The organism is Candidatus Palauibacter irciniicola, from assembly GCF_965208695.1.
In the GTDB taxonomy this organism is placed as follows: Bacteria; Gemmatimonadota; Gemmatimonadetes; order Palauibacterales; family Palauibacteraceae; genus Palauibacter; species Palauibacter irciniicola.
Genome location: NZ_OZ242352.1, coordinates 749688 through 766337 on the forward strand (window position 1 = coordinate 749688; position 16650 = coordinate 766337).

Sequence of the window (16650 nt, forward strand, 5' to 3'; positions counted from 1 at the left end):
TGTCGTCGCGGCATGCCCATCGCCGCCGCGCTGCTTGCGTTGGGCTGCGGCGGAGAAGGGGGAGCCGCGAACGCGGCGGCCAACCCGGCCCGTGCGGCCGCCGCACCGGAAGCGGCCGCTTCCGCCCCGGAGCCGGACCTGTCGGCCGTATACGCGGCCGACGCGGTCGACGTGGCCCTGCTCGAGTACGCGATCGGCATGCCGTCGCGGCTGCCGGCAGGCCCCACGGTGCTCCGCCTCAGCAACCAGGGCTTCGAGATGCACAACCTGAAGCTCGTGGACCCCGCGAGCGGGGAGGTTCTCTGGGAGACGGAGGCGGACGTGAACACGGGCGAGGTTCGTCTCGTCGAACTCGACCTCTCTCCCGGGAGCTACACGGTCGTGTGCGACGTGGCCGGCCACGACAGCCGCGGGATGCTCATGACGCTCACCGTGGAGGCATCACCGGCCCCCTGACCAACCCCTGACCGCCCGGCCAGCCCCGAGGCCCGCCACAGCTTGTCCAACCGGAAGGAGCGACCGGCTTGTATCTGAGATACGTGCCCCCGATGGGGATCTACGAGACCCTCTACGCCTTCCTGGGGGCGTTCGGTACCTACATGGGCGAACCCGGCACGAACCCGTGGAGCCAGGGGTTCCCGCGGACGGTCGCGCTGCCGGACGGCCCGGCGCTTCCGTCGACGGTGACCGTGACCTCCGAACACCGCAAATATCCCAAGGCGTGGGGGCTCCCGGCGCTGAGGGAGGCGATCGCCGCCTACTACCGGCAGTCGTACGGCGTCGACATCGGGGCGGAGAACGTGATGGTGTTCGCGGGCGGGCGTCCCGCGATCGTGGCGCTCCTTCTCTTCCTCGAACCCGATATCGAGGTTCGCCTCGCGTCCACCGAATACACCCCGTACTACGACGTCCTCGAGCGGCTGCGACGCCCCTACCACCTCGTGCACAGCGGCGTGGACAACGGGTTCCGGCCCCCGGTCTCCGCCTATACGGCTCCGCGAGAGGGGCGCACCCTGATGCTGCTGAGCAATCCGTGCAACCCGACGGGCGTGACGCGAACCGGGGAAGAACTCGCGGCGCTCGTGGCCGCCAGCGCGCAGGACGGCCTCGGGCTCCTCGTCGACGAGGCCTACGAGCTTCTCCACGACGAGCCGGTGAGCGCCCTCGCGCACGTGGACGATATCGAGCGCGGCAACCTGTTCGTCGTCGGCGCCGCCACGAAGGGCCTGCAGGCCCCCGGCATCCGCATCGGATGGGCCGTGGCGGCGAAGCGGCACATCGACGTGCTCGCGAACTTCTCCTCGTTCGGGATGGGCGGCGTGTCCCACCCGTCACAGTGCTACGCGGTCGAACTCCTGGACCCCGAGCGCATGCTACACGTCCGGGAAGCCGTCCCCGCCTTCTATGCCATGCAGCGCGAGCGCTACGGGCGGGCCTTCGAGGATCTCGGCCTCGACCTCTTCTCGGGCAATGGCGGCTTCTACCACTGGTGCCGGCTCCCGAACGGCCGGACCGCCGAGCAGTTGAACGAGCGCCTCTTCACGCGCGGGGCCGCGATCCTCAAGGGCACCGACTGCGACATGGAGCGCCTCGAGGACGACTCGCCGCTGGCGAGCTTCTTCCGCTTCTCCTTCGGCCCCCTCGCCCCGGAGTCGTTCGAGGCGGACATCGCCCTTCTTGGCGAGACGCTAAGCGAGATGCGATCCTGAGAGCCGGAGACCGGAAACAGGAGGACGTTCGATGACGATGACGCGACGTGAATTCACGGGGACCTCGCTCGTGGCGGCGGGGGCGGCGGCGCTCCCCGCTGGAGGGGCTGCGGCAAGCACCCTCGAGACGCGACCCTCGCCGGGTGCCGATGGCGCCTCCGCCGGACGCGCCGCCCGGGCCGGGCGGCTGCTCATCCTGGGCGGCACCGGCTTCATCGGCCCGCACATGGTGCGCCACGCCCTCGCGCGGGGACACGAGGTGACGCTCTTCAACCGCGGACGTTCGAACCCCGGGCTCTTTCCCGGCGTCGAGACCCTGATCGGGGACCGCGACGGGGCGCTCGACGCGCTGCGGGGGAAGGAGTGGGACTACGTCATCGACAACAGCGGCTACGTCCCGCGCCTCGTGCGCGACTCCGCCAACCTCCTGCGCGACGCCGTCGGCCGGTACCTGTTCACCTCCACCGGTTCGGTGTACGACTTCGACCAGGACGAACTGCCGGAAGACGCCCGGCTGCTCGAAGTGACCGACCCGGAGAGCGAAGACGTGGGACGCTACTACGGGGAGTTGAAGGTGATGTGCGAGGAGGCGGTGCAGGAGATCTACGGCGACCGCGGCACGGTCGCCCGCCTGCACGTCGTCGCGGGCCCGGGGGATCCCACGGACCGCTTCACCTACTGGCCCGCCCGGATCCACCGCGGAGGCGAGGTGATCGCGCCCGGCGACATGGACAACCCGGTGCAGTTCATCGACGTGCGCGACCTGGCCGAGTTCTGCATGCACCTGCTGGAGGAGGACACCGGCGGGATCTTCAACGTGGCGGGCCCGACGCTCGACAGGACGCGCATGGACGAGTTCCTGTACGGGATCCGCGCGACCGTCACGACTCCCGTGTCGTTCACGTGGGTGGACGAGGACTTCCTCCGGAACCGCGAGCCGCCCGCGCGCTTCCCCCTCTGGTACTCGCACCGCGGTCCCACGCGGGGGTTGGCGCAGGTCCGCTCGCACCGGGGCGTCGAGGCCGGGCTGCGCTTCCGCCCGCTCGCGGTCACGGCGCGCGAGACGCTCGACTGGTTCCTCGGCGAACCGGAGGAACGCCGCGCGCAACTGCGGCTGAACCTCGACCGTGACGCGCAGGTGCTGGCGGACTGGAAGAGCCGGTAACAGCCTCGACCCCAGACACGAGGACGTTCCATGACGATGGCGCATGGCCAGCCCGGGAGCGTGGACCAGTCGGACCGGATCGTTCCCATCAACCTGAGGCAGAGCGGGCGGACGCCGGTCGAACTGCTCATCTCGACCCGGGTCCGGAAGTCGCCGTACTGGCACCTGTCGCACGAGGCGGGCTGCTGGCGGGCCACCATCTACAACCGCGTGTACCATCCCCGGGGCTACGCGCCGCCTGACGAGGGGGGCGCGGCGGCGGAACACGAGGCGCTCACCCACCGGGTTACGCTGTGGAACGTCGCCGTGGAGCGGCAGATCCGCGTCCGGGGACCCGACGCGGAGGCTTTCGCCGACTACGTGATCACGCGCGACGCGACCCGGATCGAGCCGATGCGCGCGCGGTACGTCATCCTCTGCAACGAGCGCGGCGGCATCCTCAACGACCCGGTGCTGCTGCGGCTCGCCGAGGACGAGTTCTGGTTCTCGCTCGCCGACTCCGATCTCCTCTACTGGCTCCAGGGAGTGAACGTCGGCCTCGGGATGCGGGTGGAGATCGACGAGATCGACGTTTGTCCGCTTCAGATCCAGGGGCCGAGGTCGCTCGATCTCATGGTCGACCTCGTGGGCGAGGCGGTCCGGGACATCCCCTACTACGGGCTCATGGAGGCGGAGATCGCGGGCTGCCCGATCGTGATCTCGCAGTCCGGGTTCTCGGGAGAGAAGGGGTACGAAATCTACCTGCGGGACGCGACGCTGCGCGCGGAGACGCTGTGGCGGGCCGTGCTCGAGGCGGGGGAGGCGCACGAACTGATGGTCACGGCCCCCGGGCACCAGCGTCGCATCCAGGCCGGGATCCTGTCGTGGGGACAGGACATCGACCACGAGACGAGTCCCTTCCAGTGCCACCTCGCCTACCAGGTGCCGCGCGAGAAGCCGGGCGACTACATCGGGCGGGTCGCGCTGGAGCGCCAGAGGGCCGAGATCGAGGCCGGACGCTCTCCGTTCGCCCTCGTGCTGGTGGGGATGAAGCTGGGCGGCCGGCCGATCGACGACTACGCCCCCGACTTCTGGCTCGTGTCGCGCGCGGATGGCGGCGACCCGGTGGGATACCTCACGTCTCCGTGGCACGCCCCGGAGTTGGGGAGCAACATCGCGCTCGGGTACGTGCCGCCCGCCGACTCCACCGTCGGCACGGAACTCGCCGTGTGGCTCCCGGACGAGTACGCGAGCGAGCCAGGCCAGCCCGATGCCGCCCGCGTGTGCGAGGTTCCCTTCCGCCCCTCGGCGAACCCGAGCACCCGCGAGGTCGCACGGGCGGAGGGTCGCGATACGGCCATGTAGCGCGACTCCCGGAGGCGGGCACGCCGTGGCCGGCCCGGACTACGATCTCATGCGGGCGCCGGACGGATCGAAGAGAGCGGTGTCCGCCTCTACGGTCACCGGGAAGGCCTCGTTCATGTAGAGGACGTGGAGTCGCGTTCCGGGGGCGGCGAGTTCCGGCGGCAGGTACGCCATGAGGAGGTACTTCCCCACGGAGGGGCCCATCCCCGCCGACGTCACGCGGGACTCTCTTCCTCGGGTGTCGACGATGCGCGCGCCGTCCGGCCCCAGCAGCGGCTCGTTGCCTCCGGTGGGGAAGCGGGGGAGGCCGGAAGCGTCCGCGTGGTCGTCCATGGTGAGCGTGCGGAGGGTCACCGCGGGCCCCGCCTCCCGGGCCTCCAGGTAGGCGGCTCGGCCGATGAAGTCCGCCCGCTTCACGCGCGGCCGCGCCAGGCCCGCCTCCACCGGCGAGTACTCCGAGGTGAGTTCGGCTCCCATGAGGGCATAGCCCTTCTCCATGCGGCCCGTCGTGCCGTAGACTCCGGCGCCCACGGGCCGCACGCCGGACGCCCGGCCCGCCTCCCGCACGGCGTCCCACACCCGCGTCGCGAGCGCGGCCTCTACGTAGATCTCCCACCCGCGCTCCCCGACATACGAGATCCGGCACATCGTGGCGGGAATCCCATCCAGCGCGATGTCGCGCACGGAGGCGTACGGGAACGCGGCCTGCGAGAGGGTCGCCCCGGAGATCGTCCCCAGGAGCGCCTCCGCCCGGGGGCCCCAGACGCCGAGCGCGCAGATCTCCGCCGACCGATCCTCGAAGCGGACGGAGCCCCCCTCCGGCAGGTGTTTGCGGAACCACGCCGCGTCCCGTGCCCCGTCGAAGGCGCCGGTCACGACGCGGAAACGGTCCCGTGCCAGCCTCTGGATCGTGAGGTCGGCCCGGAAGCCGCCGTCCGGCGTCAGCAGCGGCGTGTAGATGGACGTCCCGGGCGGCCGGTCGCACGCGTTGACCGCCAACCCCTCCAGGAAGGCGAGCGCGCCGGGGCCCGTCACATCGAAGATCTGAAAGGCGCCCAGGTCGACAACGCCGACCTTCTCCCGCAGGTGCAGGTGCTCCGCCTCGATGATGGGAGACCACCAGCGGCGATCCCATTCGTGCGGCCGGTCGGCGACGCCGTAGCGCTCGACCAGGTCGGCGTTCGACTCATACCACTGCGGACGCTCCCAGCCGCGCGCCTCGTAGTACACGGCCCCGAGAGCCTCGGTGCGGGCGTGGAGCGCCGAGCGCCACGCGTCGCGGCGGGACTCCCACTGCTCCCGCGGATGGACGATCCCGTACGTCTTGTTGAAGTGCTCCCGGGCGCGGGCCCGCACATGCCCCCGGGCGCGCTCGTGCGGCTGGAAGCGCGTGACGTCCGATTCGTGAGGGTCGCACAGACGGGGATGCCCGTGCGTGATCCACTCCGCGAGGAGCCGCGCCGCTCCGGGACCCTCCTTGATCCAGACCGCCGCCGCGGACCACAGGTTGGCCACCTCGGCCGTCTCCCCCAGCACCGGATGCGCGTCCGGCGTGAGCGAGAGGAGGCCGTTGATCGCGTACCCGATCTCGGCGCCCTCGAGCAGTTCTCCCATGATCTCCCGCGCCTGCGCGAGCTGGGGCGCGAAGTCATCTCCCGTGAACGGCAGCTCCGTGGGGGAGCGTTCGGACGCCTCGTGCTCGGGGATGTCCTCCGGGCGCACGAGGATGGGGCGGTGCGCGTAGGATCCGACCTCCATCGCAGCGTACTTCTGGCGCTCGTACATGAAGGCGTCCATGTCGCGGACGATGGGGTGGCCGATCTCGTTGCCGGTGGCACGGAGGACAGCGACCGGACCGAGGTCCGCCATCTGGTGGACCGCCGGCGTGAGCGGAATCGAGGCGCCGGCCAGCTCCGCGATGCGGGGGCTCCACACGCCGCAGGCGATGACCGCGTGCTCGACGTCGATCCTGCCCCGGGAGGTGACGACGGCCCGCAGGCGGGGGCGCCCGGACGGCTGCGGTTCGACCTCCAGCCCGATCACCTCGGTGTGGTCCAGGATGGTGAGCGCTCCCCGGGACAGGGCCCGTTCCCGCATCAGCGTGCCGGCCCGCACGGAGTCGACGACGGACACCGACGACATCCAGAAGCCGCCCAGGATGACGTCGGGGTTCACGAACGGGATCCGCTCGGCCACCTCCGCCGGCGTGAGGAGCTCGGCGTCGATGCCCCACGCGCGCGCCGAGGTCATGCGCCGGCGCAGTTCTTCCATCCGGGCCTCCGTGCGGGCGACCTCGACGCCGCCGCACGTCGTCTGGACCCCGAGCGCCTCGTACTGCCGCTGGCTCTCCAGCGTCAGCATCGCGACCTCGCGGCTGTGATCCGTCGGGAAGATGAAATTCGATGCGTGGCCGGTGGAGCCGCCGGGGTCGGGCAGGGGGCCCTTGTCGATGAGGACGAGGTCGTCCCAGCCCCGCTGCGCGAGGTGTTCAACGAGGCAGCTGCCGACGATGCCGGCCCCGATGACGGCGATGCTCGCCGCGGCCGGCTGTGGCGCGCGTTCGCTCACGGCGCGGAGTGCGTGCGGCTGAGAAGCCTCATGCGCGGCGCGGCGGCGGGCCCCCGTCCACGACCCGCCGCCCCGGACGGTCCGGCGTCAGCGGCGCGGCGGGATGCGGATCGGGTCGCCCAGATCCGGCATCACGCCCAGGTCGCCCAGCAGCGCCTCCAGAGCCGGCATGCTCCCGGCCAGAAGGGCGTTGATGCCCTCCGCGACCGCCGGCAACGCCTCCCACGCCTGGTCGATCCGGTACATCTGATCCGCCGTGGGCTCGCCGGACCACCCCTCCATCTGTCCGATCCCGGCGCCTCCGGCGACATCGCCGAGGTCGTCACCGATCTCCTCGAGTTCGTCGGAGATCTCCTCCGCCATGGCCTCGATCCGTTCGCGGTCGGCATCCCCCATCTCGGCGTCGTCGACCAGTGCCCGAATCTCGGCCAGGCGGTCGCTCATCGCACTGATCCTCTCTCGCGCGTCGCGCGCCGGGCCCGCCAGTGCGTGGGCCCGCAGCATCGCGTCCTGCCGCGCCACGAGGGCCGCCCGACTCGCCTCGCGCCGCGGGTCGAGCCGCACGCCGACCTCGGTTTCCTGACTCTCGTCCCCGACGCTGAGCCGGACCGTGTACGTGCCCGGCAGCACGCGCGGTCCCGCGCCCTGCGGCGGTCCACGCGAGAAGCCTCCTCCACCGCCTGCCGCATCGAAGGCCGGGTCCACCCGGAAGTCCCACAGCACTTCATTCACGCCCGCCTCGCCGCCCACCTCCATCGTGCGCAGCACGTCGTCTCCGTCGAGCACCTCGAGGCTCGCCCCGCTCGCGTCCACGCCGTCGCCGACGTAGTAACGGAGCGGGATCCCGGCCGGCGGGTTGGGCGCGATGAACGTCGCCGGCTGGAACGGCCAGTCCATCCCCATCGACCACATCGTGCCACGCCGCGCGCCGAAGAGGCGGAAGTCGGAGGCGAACACATCCGCGGACATCTCCTCCAGCGGCGTGATGTCGTCCAGGATCCAGATGCTGCGCCCGTGCGTCCCCACGACGAGGTCGTTCTCCCGCGGGTGGATCGCGATGTCGTCCACGGCGGCCACGGGGAGGTTGTTCACCATCCGCGCCCACGACTCGCCACGGTCGATCGACATATAGATGCCGATCTCGTTCCCGACGAAGAGGAGGTTCGGGTTCCGCGGATGCTCCCGGATCACGTTGACGGACCAGCCGTCGGGGAGGCCCGCCGTGATCCGCCGCCAGCTCGCGCCGTGGTCCTCGCTCACGTAGGCGTACGGCGCGTAGTCGTCGTTCCGGTGGCCGTCGAACGTCACGTACACCCGACCGTCCGCCGCGTACGACGTTTCGAGGCGGCTCACGTAGGTTCGCGGCGGCACGCCCGGAACCTCGTCGATGACGTTCGTCCACGTCGCGCCACCATCGAGCGTCACCTGCAGGTTTCCGTCATCCGTCCCCACGTAGAGGGCGTCCGGAGAGTGTTTCGATTCGGCGAGCGCCGTGATGTTTCCGTATGAGGCGATGCCGTCGTTGTCCGAGAGCGTCTCGTCCGTTACCACCCGGCCCATGATCTCCAGCGTGTCGCGGTCGATCTGCTTCGTGAGATCCGGGCTCGCCTCCTCCCAGTTCAGCCCCCGATCCCTCGACCGGAACAGGTGGTTGCCGCCCAGGTAGATCGTCGCCCGGTCGTGCCGGGAGATCGCGAACGGCGAGTCCCAGTTGAACCGGTAGCGGCGCGGCTCCGCGTCCTCCGCTTCATCTCCCGTCGGGCGCGGCACGGGCCGAATCGACTGCCCCTCGCGCGTGGCCACGTCGATGCGCGCCATGTTCCCGCCCTGCGACTCCGAGAACATGATGTTCGGGTCCTCGGGGTCGGAGTGGTTGTGGAACCCGTCGCCGAACCACATGTGCGTCCATTCGCGGTTGCGGACGCCCCAGGTGGACTGCGTCCGGTGCGGCGCGCACCAGTTCCCGTTGTCCTGCAGCCCGCCGCACACGTTGTACGGGTCGCTCATGTCGACGTCGATCTCGTAGAACTGGCCGATCGCCATGTTCCGGATCGAGCGCCAGGTGACGGACCCGTCGCGCGAGAAGGCGAGCCCGCCGTCGTTGCCGTTGATGAGATGGTTCGAGTTGTGGGGATTGATCCACAGGGCGTGGTGGTCGGAGTGGATCTGGTCCGTCGCGTTCCCCGGCCACCAGGTGCGCCCGCCATCGTCCGAGGCCGATGACTGGACGCCGCCCAGGTAGATCCGCTCCGGGTTGTTGGGGTCGATCCGGATGAGAGAGAAGTACATGGGACGCGGGTTGCGGTCGCTCATGAACTCCCACGTCTCGCCACGGTCCGTGGAGCGATACACGCCCTGGCCCTCGTGCGCCTCGACGATCGCGTACACGAGGTTGCCGTCGCGCCGGTAGATGTCCAGCCCGATGCGGCCGAGCTCGCCCTCCGGAAGCCCCTCCTCGAGGCGGGTCCAGTTCTCCCCGCCGTCCGTCGTGCGCCAGAGGCCCGACCCGCCGCCGCCCGCCGCGAACCCGAATCCCGTGCGCTGCCGCTGGTACATGGCCGCGAAGAGGGTGTTCGGGTCGTTGTGGTCCATGACGAGGTCGATGATCCCGGTGTGCTCGTCGATGTAGAGGATGTTCTCCCACGTTGCCCCGCCATCGGTCGTCTTGAAGAGGCCGCGCTCCTCGTTCGGTCCCCACAGGTGGCCGACGGCCCCCACGTACACGACGTCGGGATCCCGCGGATCGATCTTGATCCTGCTGATGTGGCGCGTGTCCTCGAGCCCCACGTGCGTCCACGTCCCGCCCGCGTCCGTCGACTTGAAGACCCCGACCCCCCACGGCGAACTCTGGCGGTTCGCGGGCTCGCCGGTCCCGACCCACACGTGGTTGGGGTTCGAGGGCGCGACGCTGATGGCACCGACCGAGGAGGTGGGCTGGTCGTCGAACACGGGGTCCCACGTCATGCCGTCATTCGTCGTCTTCCACACCCCGCCCGCGCCGAGGCCGACGTAGAAGATGCGCGGGTCGCTCTCCACGACCGCGAGGTCGGACACCCGCCCGCCCATGATCGCCGGCCCCAGTTCGCGGAACTCCAGCCCGGACGCCGCGGCGACCGCTCGTTCCGAAGCCGTCTGGGCGGCCGCGTTGGCCGGGAACAGCGCTCCCGCGGCGAGCGACAGGGGCAAAAGAAGGGTGAGGAAACGGGTGACGGAGAAGCGCATGGACCGTGGGGACTTCGACTGGAACGCCATCGGAACCTCCGGAGTGACGGCGAAAACTGCGGAAAACGGAACATCAGAACAGTGATTCCCGCGAAGCCCGCCGCGCAAGGCAATGCCGCGATGCCGCGACGCCCCACTTGTCCCGCCACGAGGGGGCGGCTTACTTGGCCGGCATGTGCTTCGGGACCACACAAGAGCCGCCGGTAAGGCGGGGCCGGGAGCGGCTTCGCCGGGTACTTGCCGTCGCCTTCCTTGCCACGCTCCTCGCCGCGCCGGTTTTGGCGGCGGCCCCGCGCGCCCCGACGGTCGATCCGGACTCCGTTCTGCGTATCACGTTCCTCGATGTCGGACAGGCGGATGCCGTCCTCATCCAGGCGCCGGGTGGCCGGACCGCGCTCGTGGACGCGGGGCGCGACAACATCGTCCCGCTCCTGCGGCGGTTCGGCGTGAGCGAGATCGATCTGCTCGTCGCGACGCACCCGCACGCGGACCACATCGGCGGCATGGCCGGCGTCATCGCGGCGTTCCCGGTGCGCTTCTACATGGACAACGGGGAGCCGCACACGACGCAGACCTACCGGCGGCTCCTCGCTGCCCTCGACGCGCGGCCGGAGATCACCTACCTGGAGGCCTCGCCTCGCACGCTCACGCTCGGCGAGGTCGAGATCGACGTGCTGCCGCTGCTCCCGCGGGGGACCGCGGACCACAACGACCGCTCCGTCACCCTGCTCGTGCGGTTCGGAGAGTTCCGGGCCTTCCTCAGCGGTGATTCGGAAGTACGGCAGTTGACTCACCTGATGAACCAGGGGGCCGTCCGCGAGGTGGCGCTGCTCAAGGCGCCGCACCACGGCAGCGACAACGGCTTCACGCGGGAGTTTCTGAACGCCGCTCGACCTCGGGTCGTCGTCATCTCGGTGGGCCGCAACAGTTACGGCCATCCGCGGCCGGCCGCCCTTCGGGCCTACGAAGCGTCGGGCGCGACCGTGTTCCGCACGGATTGGCACGGCCACGTTTCCGTGCAGGGGCGCGAGAGCGGCGACTACGACGTCTCGTTCGGCCGCGAAGTCGGGGCCGTCGTCGTCGTGTTCGACGATTGAGCCGGCCGGCGGAGCACCTCTGGGTCGTCGACCGCGTGGAGGGGTCCGCCGCCGTTCTCATCCGCGACGGGGACGAACGCACCGAGGACGTGCCCATTGCGACGCTCCCCGCCGGGAGCCGCGAAGGAGCCGTGCTGCGCGTGCCGGAGACGGACGGTCGGCCGGACTGGACTGCGGCGACGCGGGACGAGGAAGCGCGCCGCGCCCGCCTGAGGGAGGCGGAAGACGTGCTCCGGCGCCTGAGACGGCGGGACCCCGGCGGCGACATCAAGCTGTAGGCGTCTTGAACGATCGGCCGGCGCGGATCTAGGATCGAAGTCTGCGATCCCCCCGCAAGGAGCCGTCCGATGAAACGCCGAGACTTCCTCGCCACCTCCGCCGCGGCCGCCGCCGGATCGGGCCTCGTCGCCTGCCGTGCCCCCGAGACGTCCGCCGCCCCGCCCCTCACCTCCGGGCAGTGGGGCTCCGGCGACTACGCGCATGTCCCCGGCCTGGCCGGGCCCGCGCACGGCACCGTGTGGGGCCGCACCGGCGTGACGGCCTGCTCCGACTACTACGCGTCCCTCGCCGGCACGCAGACCATGATGCGGGGAGGGAACGCGATCGACGCGATGGTCGCCGCGTGCGCCACGCTGAACGTGTCGGATCCCTACATGTCCGGGATCGGCGGCTTCGGCGGCTACATGCTCATCTACCTGGCCGAGGAGAACCGCGTCGTCGGTTTGGACGCGCTCGGCAGGTCGCCTGCCGCCTCATCGCCGGAGACGATGACGCTCGACGACTTCGCGCTGGGCTACAAGGCGCCGATCGTGCCCGGGGCCTTCAAGGGGTGGGCCGCCGCGCTGGAGCGCTACGGCACGATGAGCCTCGGCGACCTGTTCGAGCCCGCGATCCAGCTCGCCGAGGACGGCTTCGTGTTCTCGAAGTTCGACGAGCGGTACACGCAGTCGAGCGCGGACAAGCTGAGCCGCTTCCCGTCGACGACGCGCGTGTTCTTCCCCAACGGCCGCCCGCCGCGCATGGGCGAGATCATCCGGCAGCCGGAGCTCGCGGCGAGCATGCGACACCTCGCCCGCGCGGGAGCGGACGACCTCTACAGGGGCGAACTCGCGGACCGCATCGTTGCCTTCCTCGCCGAGAACGGCGGCCACCTCACGAAGGCGGATCTGGAATCGTACGAGGTCGAGTGGAGGGAGCCGATCCGCACGACGTTCCAGGGATACGATCTGCACGCCATGCCCCCGGGCTCCTGCGGGATGTCGATGTTCCAGGCGCTGAACATCATGGACGGGTTCGACCTCGCGAACATGGACCTGTACGGATCGGAGTTCGTCCATCTCTGGCTCGAAGCGATGAAGCTCGCCCTCGCCGACGACGACCGCTACAACACCGGGAAGGAGGACGCGGACATTCCCGTGGACATGATCATCTCCCGGGAGTACGCCGACGAACAGCGCACGAAGATCGATCCCGTGCGCGTCGCCTCCTTCTCCGGGGCCCCGCTTCCGTTCTACGGAACGACGAGCCTGTCCACCGTCGACCGCTGGGGGAACGCGGTTGCCTTCACACAGTCGCTCGTGAACGCGTACGGGAGCGGCGTGATCGCCGGCGACACCGGGATCTTCCTCAACAACGGCCACATGTTCGGTTTCGTGCTGGAGGAGGGACACGTGAACCACCTGGAGGGCGGGAAGCGCGCCAAGGGGGTGATGACGCCGTGCATCATGATGCGGGACGGCGACCTCTTCGCGGCGGTCGGCGCGCAGGGCGGCTACACGATCCCGCAGACGGTGGGTCAGGTCATCACAAAGCTCGCGGTGGCGGGCATGGACATGCAGCTCGCGATCGCCTCGCCGCGCATGTGCGTGAACCGGGGCGGGGGGCGGACACCGATCCCGGAGGACTCCGTGACTTACCTGGAAGCGGGGTTCCCGCCCCGGGTCTACGAGGAACTGGTGGAACGCGGCCACTACCTCGGGGAACCCGGCAATCTGGGCGGCGTGCAGGCGGTGCACCGCGACGCCGAGACGGGCGCCCTCTCCGGGGGGTCGGACCCGCGACGCGACGGCCACGCCATCGCCTGGTAGTCCTCTAGGTCCTCGCAGTGGCCGGGTCCATGACCACCTCGAAGTCCTCCTCGAAGCCTGTCCGGGTGGGGGAAGGGAGGTAGCCGGAGAGGTCGAGCCGGGCTCCTTCGAGTTCGCGGTCGAAGGCGGCCATGTCTCGTCGCGAGGCCTCCGCGGCGGTGTCGGAGGTTGCGTAGACGATGGGGCCGAGACGCTGATCCTGGAGCTTCAGCCGGCGCCGCATGAACTCCGCCTCGACGAAGGTCGCGCGTATCGCGGGGAAGCGATACGCGAATCCTTCATCCCCTGCCTCCACTTCCGCGCCGAACTCGGCGGCGAGGCGCTCCAGCTCCGCCAGGATCAGCTTCGGCGGCACCTGCCGCTCCTCGAGCGTGCGCGTCACGTGGCGGATCGCGTCGCCGGCCGCGACCCACCGGACGGTCCCGACGCTGCGGGCGTAGACCAGGCCCACGAGCAGGCGCCGCACGTTGCGTCGCATGCGCGCGCGGTTCTCTCCTCTCAGTGCCAGCGAGCGGGCGATGGGGATCGCGAAGAAGAGGCTGCTGAACGTGAAAGGTATCACGCCGAGTCCGTAGAACATGACCGGATCGAACGACGAGGGAAGCCCGAGCACGCTCGCCATCGCCAGGTTGAAGCCGTTCATGGCGCCGATGCCGACGTTGGCCCCGCCGCTGTTGCCCGTCAGCTTCTTCGGGTATTCCAGCCGCATCCATGCCGGTTTGGGCTCGCGCGCGCGGACCTTCCCGTGGGCGCTTCGCATGAGTTCGGGGAAGGCGTACACGACCTCGCCCGCGTCAGACACCCTGGGGTCGCCTCCGTAGGCGCCGGTGAGGCGTCCCATTTCTTCGACGGCGTCGTCGATCGGCAGGCCGGTGTGCTCGATCAGTTCCGAAGATGTCAGGACGCCCTTCCGCGCCTGGATCAACTGGATAACCGTGCGATCCTTCTGCAGTTGCGTCGGCCTGGGCTCCTCCGGGCCGAAGATGAAGGCGAAGACCTTCTTGTAGAAGGGCGGACGGGCGTCTTTCGGGAGCCGCCTGGCGTGGCTGTCGCCGTAGTAGAGGCCCCTCCGGTCCCACCCGCGTCCCCCGAGAAGCCAGTGGAGGATGAAGAAGTCCCCCAGGCTGAAGCCCCGGCGCCCGCCGGAGCCGCGGCCGTCGCGGTTGGCGGTCAGCAGCGCGATCAGGAGCAGGACGAAGACGACGAAGTAGGCGACCAGCATGACCGCCGTCCAGATCTTGAAGCCGACCTTGAAGGCCGACCAGGCGACTCTGCGGAAGCGCGCCCGGAACGGTTCCGCGTCACGCTCGATGAGCCGGGGATCGAACCGGTAGAGGAGGTCGCCCGAATCGGAGACCTCGAGGTGGCCGCGGCGCGTCTCGAGGAGAGACCTCAGGGCGACCTCGGCCTCGTGGTCCGGCAATCCGGTGGCGGAGACGACATCGCCCAGGGTGGCGCGTCCCTGAAGGCCACGGAGGGCGGAGATGACCGCACTCTCGGGGCGGTGGGGGGAAGCTGTGACTGGATCGAGCACGCGTGATGGCCCTTTCTCCGAGGAGGCTGCTGTCTACGATAGCCCATACGCGGGAGTCCCGCGGCTATTTCGGGGTTCCTGCCGCCGTGTGCCGGGTCTTGAGCGGCGAGCGACCCGCGGCCTAGGATCAAGATCTGCGATCCCCCCTGCCCAGGAGCCGTCCCATGAAACGCCGAGACTTCCTCGCCACCTCCGCCGCCGCCGCCGCCGGATCCAGCCTCATCGGGTGTCGGCCTCCCGAAACCGCAGGCGCCGCCACCGCCGCGAGCGGACAATGGGGCCCGGCGGGAGACTCGAACGTCCCGGGCCTGCTCGGACCCGCACACCGGGCCGTGTGGGGAGCACGGGGCGTGACGGCCGCCGCCGACTACTACGCCTCGCTCGCCGGTACCACGATCATGATGCAGGGCGGGAACGCGGTGGACGCCATCGTGGCTGCCTCCGCCATGCTGAACGTCTCCGAGCCGTACATGTCCGGGATCGGGGGCTTCGGCGGCTTCATGCTCATCTACCTGGCCGAGGAGAACCGCGTGGTCGGCCTCGACGCGCTCGGCAAGTCGCCGGCCGCCTCGTCGCCCGAGACGATGACGCTCGACGATTTCGCGGCGGGCTACAAGGCGCCCATCGTGCCCGGCGCCTTCAAGGGCTGGGCCGCCGTCCTGGAGCGCTACGGGACGATGAGTCTGGGCGACGTCTTCGAGCCCGCCATCCGGCTCGCCGAGGACGGCTTCGTCGTGTCGCGCTTCGACGAGATCCACACGAGCGGCGCCGCCGCCGAGAAGCTGGGCCGGTTCCCGTCGACGACCCGCGTCATGTTCCCGAACGGCCGTCCGCCTCGCATGGGCGAGATCATCAGGCAGCCGGATCTCGCCGCCAGCATGCGACGCCTCGCGCGGGAAGGGGCGGACGACTTCTACAAGGGAGAGATCGGGGAGCGCGTCGTCTCCTTCCTCGCCGAGAACGGCGGCCACATGACGATGGGCGATCTGGAGTCGTACGACGTCACATGGAAGGAGCCGATCACGACGACCTTCCAGGGATACGATCTGTACGCGATGCCGCCGGGGTCGTGCGGGATGTCGATGTTCCAGGCACTCAACATCATGGACGGCTTCGATCTCGCGAACATGGACCTGTACAGTTCCGAGTTCGCGCACCTGTGGCTCGAGGCCTACCGGCTCGCCCTCATTGACGACGACCGGTACAACACGGGGAAGGAGGACGTGGAGATCCCCGTCGACATGATCATCTCGAAGGAATACGCGGACGAGCAGCGGGCGAAGATCGACCCCGCGCGCATCGCCTCCTTCCCGGGCGCCCCGCTCCCGTTCTTCGGGACGACGAGCCTCTCCTCCGCGGACCGCTGGGGGAACGCGGTCGCCTTCACGCAGTCTCTCGTGAGCGGCTACGGGAGCGGCGTGATCGCGGGCGACACGGGGATCTTCCTCAACAACGGCCACACCTTCGGCTTCGTGCTCGAGGAAGGGCACGTGAACCATCTGGAGGGCGGCCAGAAGGCGAAGGGCGTGATGACGCCGTGCGTCGTCATGAAGGACGGCCACCTCGTCGCCGCCGTGGGCGCCGCCGGCGGATACACCATCCCGCAGACCGTCGGCCAGGTGATCACGAAGCTCACCGTCGGCGGGATGGACATGCAGCTCGCGATCGCGTCACCGCGCATGTGCCTCAACCGGGGTGGCGGGCGTACGCCGATCCCCGAGGACTCGGTCACGTATCTCGAGGCGGGTTTCCCGCCCGAGGTGTACGACGAACTCGAGGATCGCGGCCACTACCTGGCCGAGCCCGGGAACCCCGGCGGTGTGCAGGGCGTGTACCGCGATGCCGAGACCGGCGCCCTGGCCGGCGGATCCGACCCGCGCCGGGACGGCCACGCCATCGCCTGGTGACGGTGACGCCGCAGACG

11 protein-coding genes are annotated in these 16650 nt (G+C 70.0%); 8 read left to right on the top strand and 3 right to left on the bottom strand.

Going from position 1 to position 16650, the window contains the following annotated elements:
* Positions 1–12: 12 nt before the first annotated feature.
* The 4 genes from ACOGI9_RS03180 to ACOGI9_RS03195 all read left to right on the top strand — a co-directional run bounded on the left by ACOGI9_RS03180 (position 13) and on the right by ACOGI9_RS03195 (position 4218).
* Positions 13–456, top strand: a complete 444-nt coding sequence (locus ACOGI9_RS03180; protein WP_419858442.1) for a hypothetical protein — start codon at positions 13–15, stop codon at positions 454–456.
* Positions 457–524: 68 nt separating this feature from the next.
* Complete coding sequence (locus ACOGI9_RS03185) at positions 525–1709, top strand: pyridoxal phosphate-dependent aminotransferase (RefSeq protein ID WP_419858443.1); 1185 nt, start codon at positions 525–527, stop codon at positions 1707–1709.
* Between the two features lie 31 nt (positions 1710–1740).
* Positions 1741–2874 (top strand): SDR family oxidoreductase, encoded by a 1134-nt coding sequence (locus tag ACOGI9_RS03190; RefSeq protein ID WP_419858444.1) that lies wholly within the window; start codon positions 1741–1743, stop codon positions 2872–2874.
* 36 nt (positions 2875–2910) lie between these two features.
* Complete coding sequence (locus ACOGI9_RS03195; RefSeq protein WP_419859228.1) at positions 2911–4218, top strand: glycine cleavage T C-terminal barrel domain-containing protein; 1308 nt, start codon at positions 2911–2913, stop codon at positions 4216–4218.
* A 39-nt stretch (positions 4219–4257) separates the two neighbouring features.
* Here ACOGI9_RS03195 and ACOGI9_RS03200 read toward each other — a convergent pair whose 3' ends face one another.
* Both ACOGI9_RS03200 and ACOGI9_RS03205 read right to left on the bottom strand, forming a co-directional pair.
* Complete coding sequence (locus ACOGI9_RS03200; protein WP_419858445.1) at positions 4258–6786, bottom strand: GcvT family protein; 2529 nt, start codon at positions 6784–6786, stop codon at positions 4258–4260.
* An 87-nt stretch (positions 6787–6873) separates the two neighbouring features.
* A complete protein-coding gene (locus tag ACOGI9_RS03205) occupies positions 6874–10038 on the bottom strand; it encodes a hypothetical protein (RefSeq protein WP_419858446.1) in 3165 nt (1054 codons plus the stop codon).
* 248 nt (positions 10039–10286) lie between these two features.
* On the opposite strand from ACOGI9_RS03205, the gene ACOGI9_RS03210 reads away from it, so the two are divergent.
* The 3 genes from ACOGI9_RS03210 (at position 10287) to ggt (ACOGI9_RS03220) (ending at position 13192) form a co-directional block, all read left to right on the top strand.
* On the top strand, positions 10287–11105 hold the full coding sequence (locus ACOGI9_RS03210; RefSeq protein ID WP_419858447.1) for a ComEC/Rec2 family competence protein: 819 nt from the start codon (positions 10287–10289) through the stop codon (positions 11103–11105).
* On the top strand, positions 11102–11383 hold the full coding sequence (locus tag ACOGI9_RS03215) for a DUF3006 domain-containing protein (RefSeq protein WP_419858448.1): 282 nt from the start codon (positions 11102–11104) through the stop codon (positions 11381–11383). The genes ACOGI9_RS03210 and ACOGI9_RS03215 overlap by 4 nt, the downstream gene beginning before the upstream one ends.
* A gap of 69 nt (positions 11384–11452) precedes the next feature.
* On the top strand, positions 11453–13192 hold the full coding sequence (gene ggt, locus ACOGI9_RS03220) for a gamma-glutamyltransferase (protein ID WP_419858449.1): 1740 nt from the start codon (positions 11453–11455) through the stop codon (positions 13190–13192).
* Between the two features lie 4 nt (positions 13193–13196).
* Here ggt (ACOGI9_RS03220) and ACOGI9_RS03225 read toward each other — a convergent pair whose 3' ends face one another.
* Positions 13197–14726: a hypothetical protein gene (locus tag ACOGI9_RS03225; protein WP_419858450.1), complete on the bottom strand. Its 1530-nt coding sequence runs from the start codon at positions 14724–14726 to the stop codon at positions 13197–13199.
* A gap of 164 nt (positions 14727–14890) precedes the next feature.
* On the opposite strand from ACOGI9_RS03225, the gene ggt (ACOGI9_RS03230) reads away from it, so the two are divergent.
* Positions 14891–16633 carry a gamma-glutamyltransferase gene (gene ggt, locus ACOGI9_RS03230; RefSeq protein WP_419858451.1) on the top strand — a complete coding sequence of 581 codons (1743 nt, stop codon included), beginning with the start codon at positions 14891–14893 and terminating at the stop codon, positions 16631–16633.
* Positions 16634–16650: the final 17 nt, after the last annotated feature.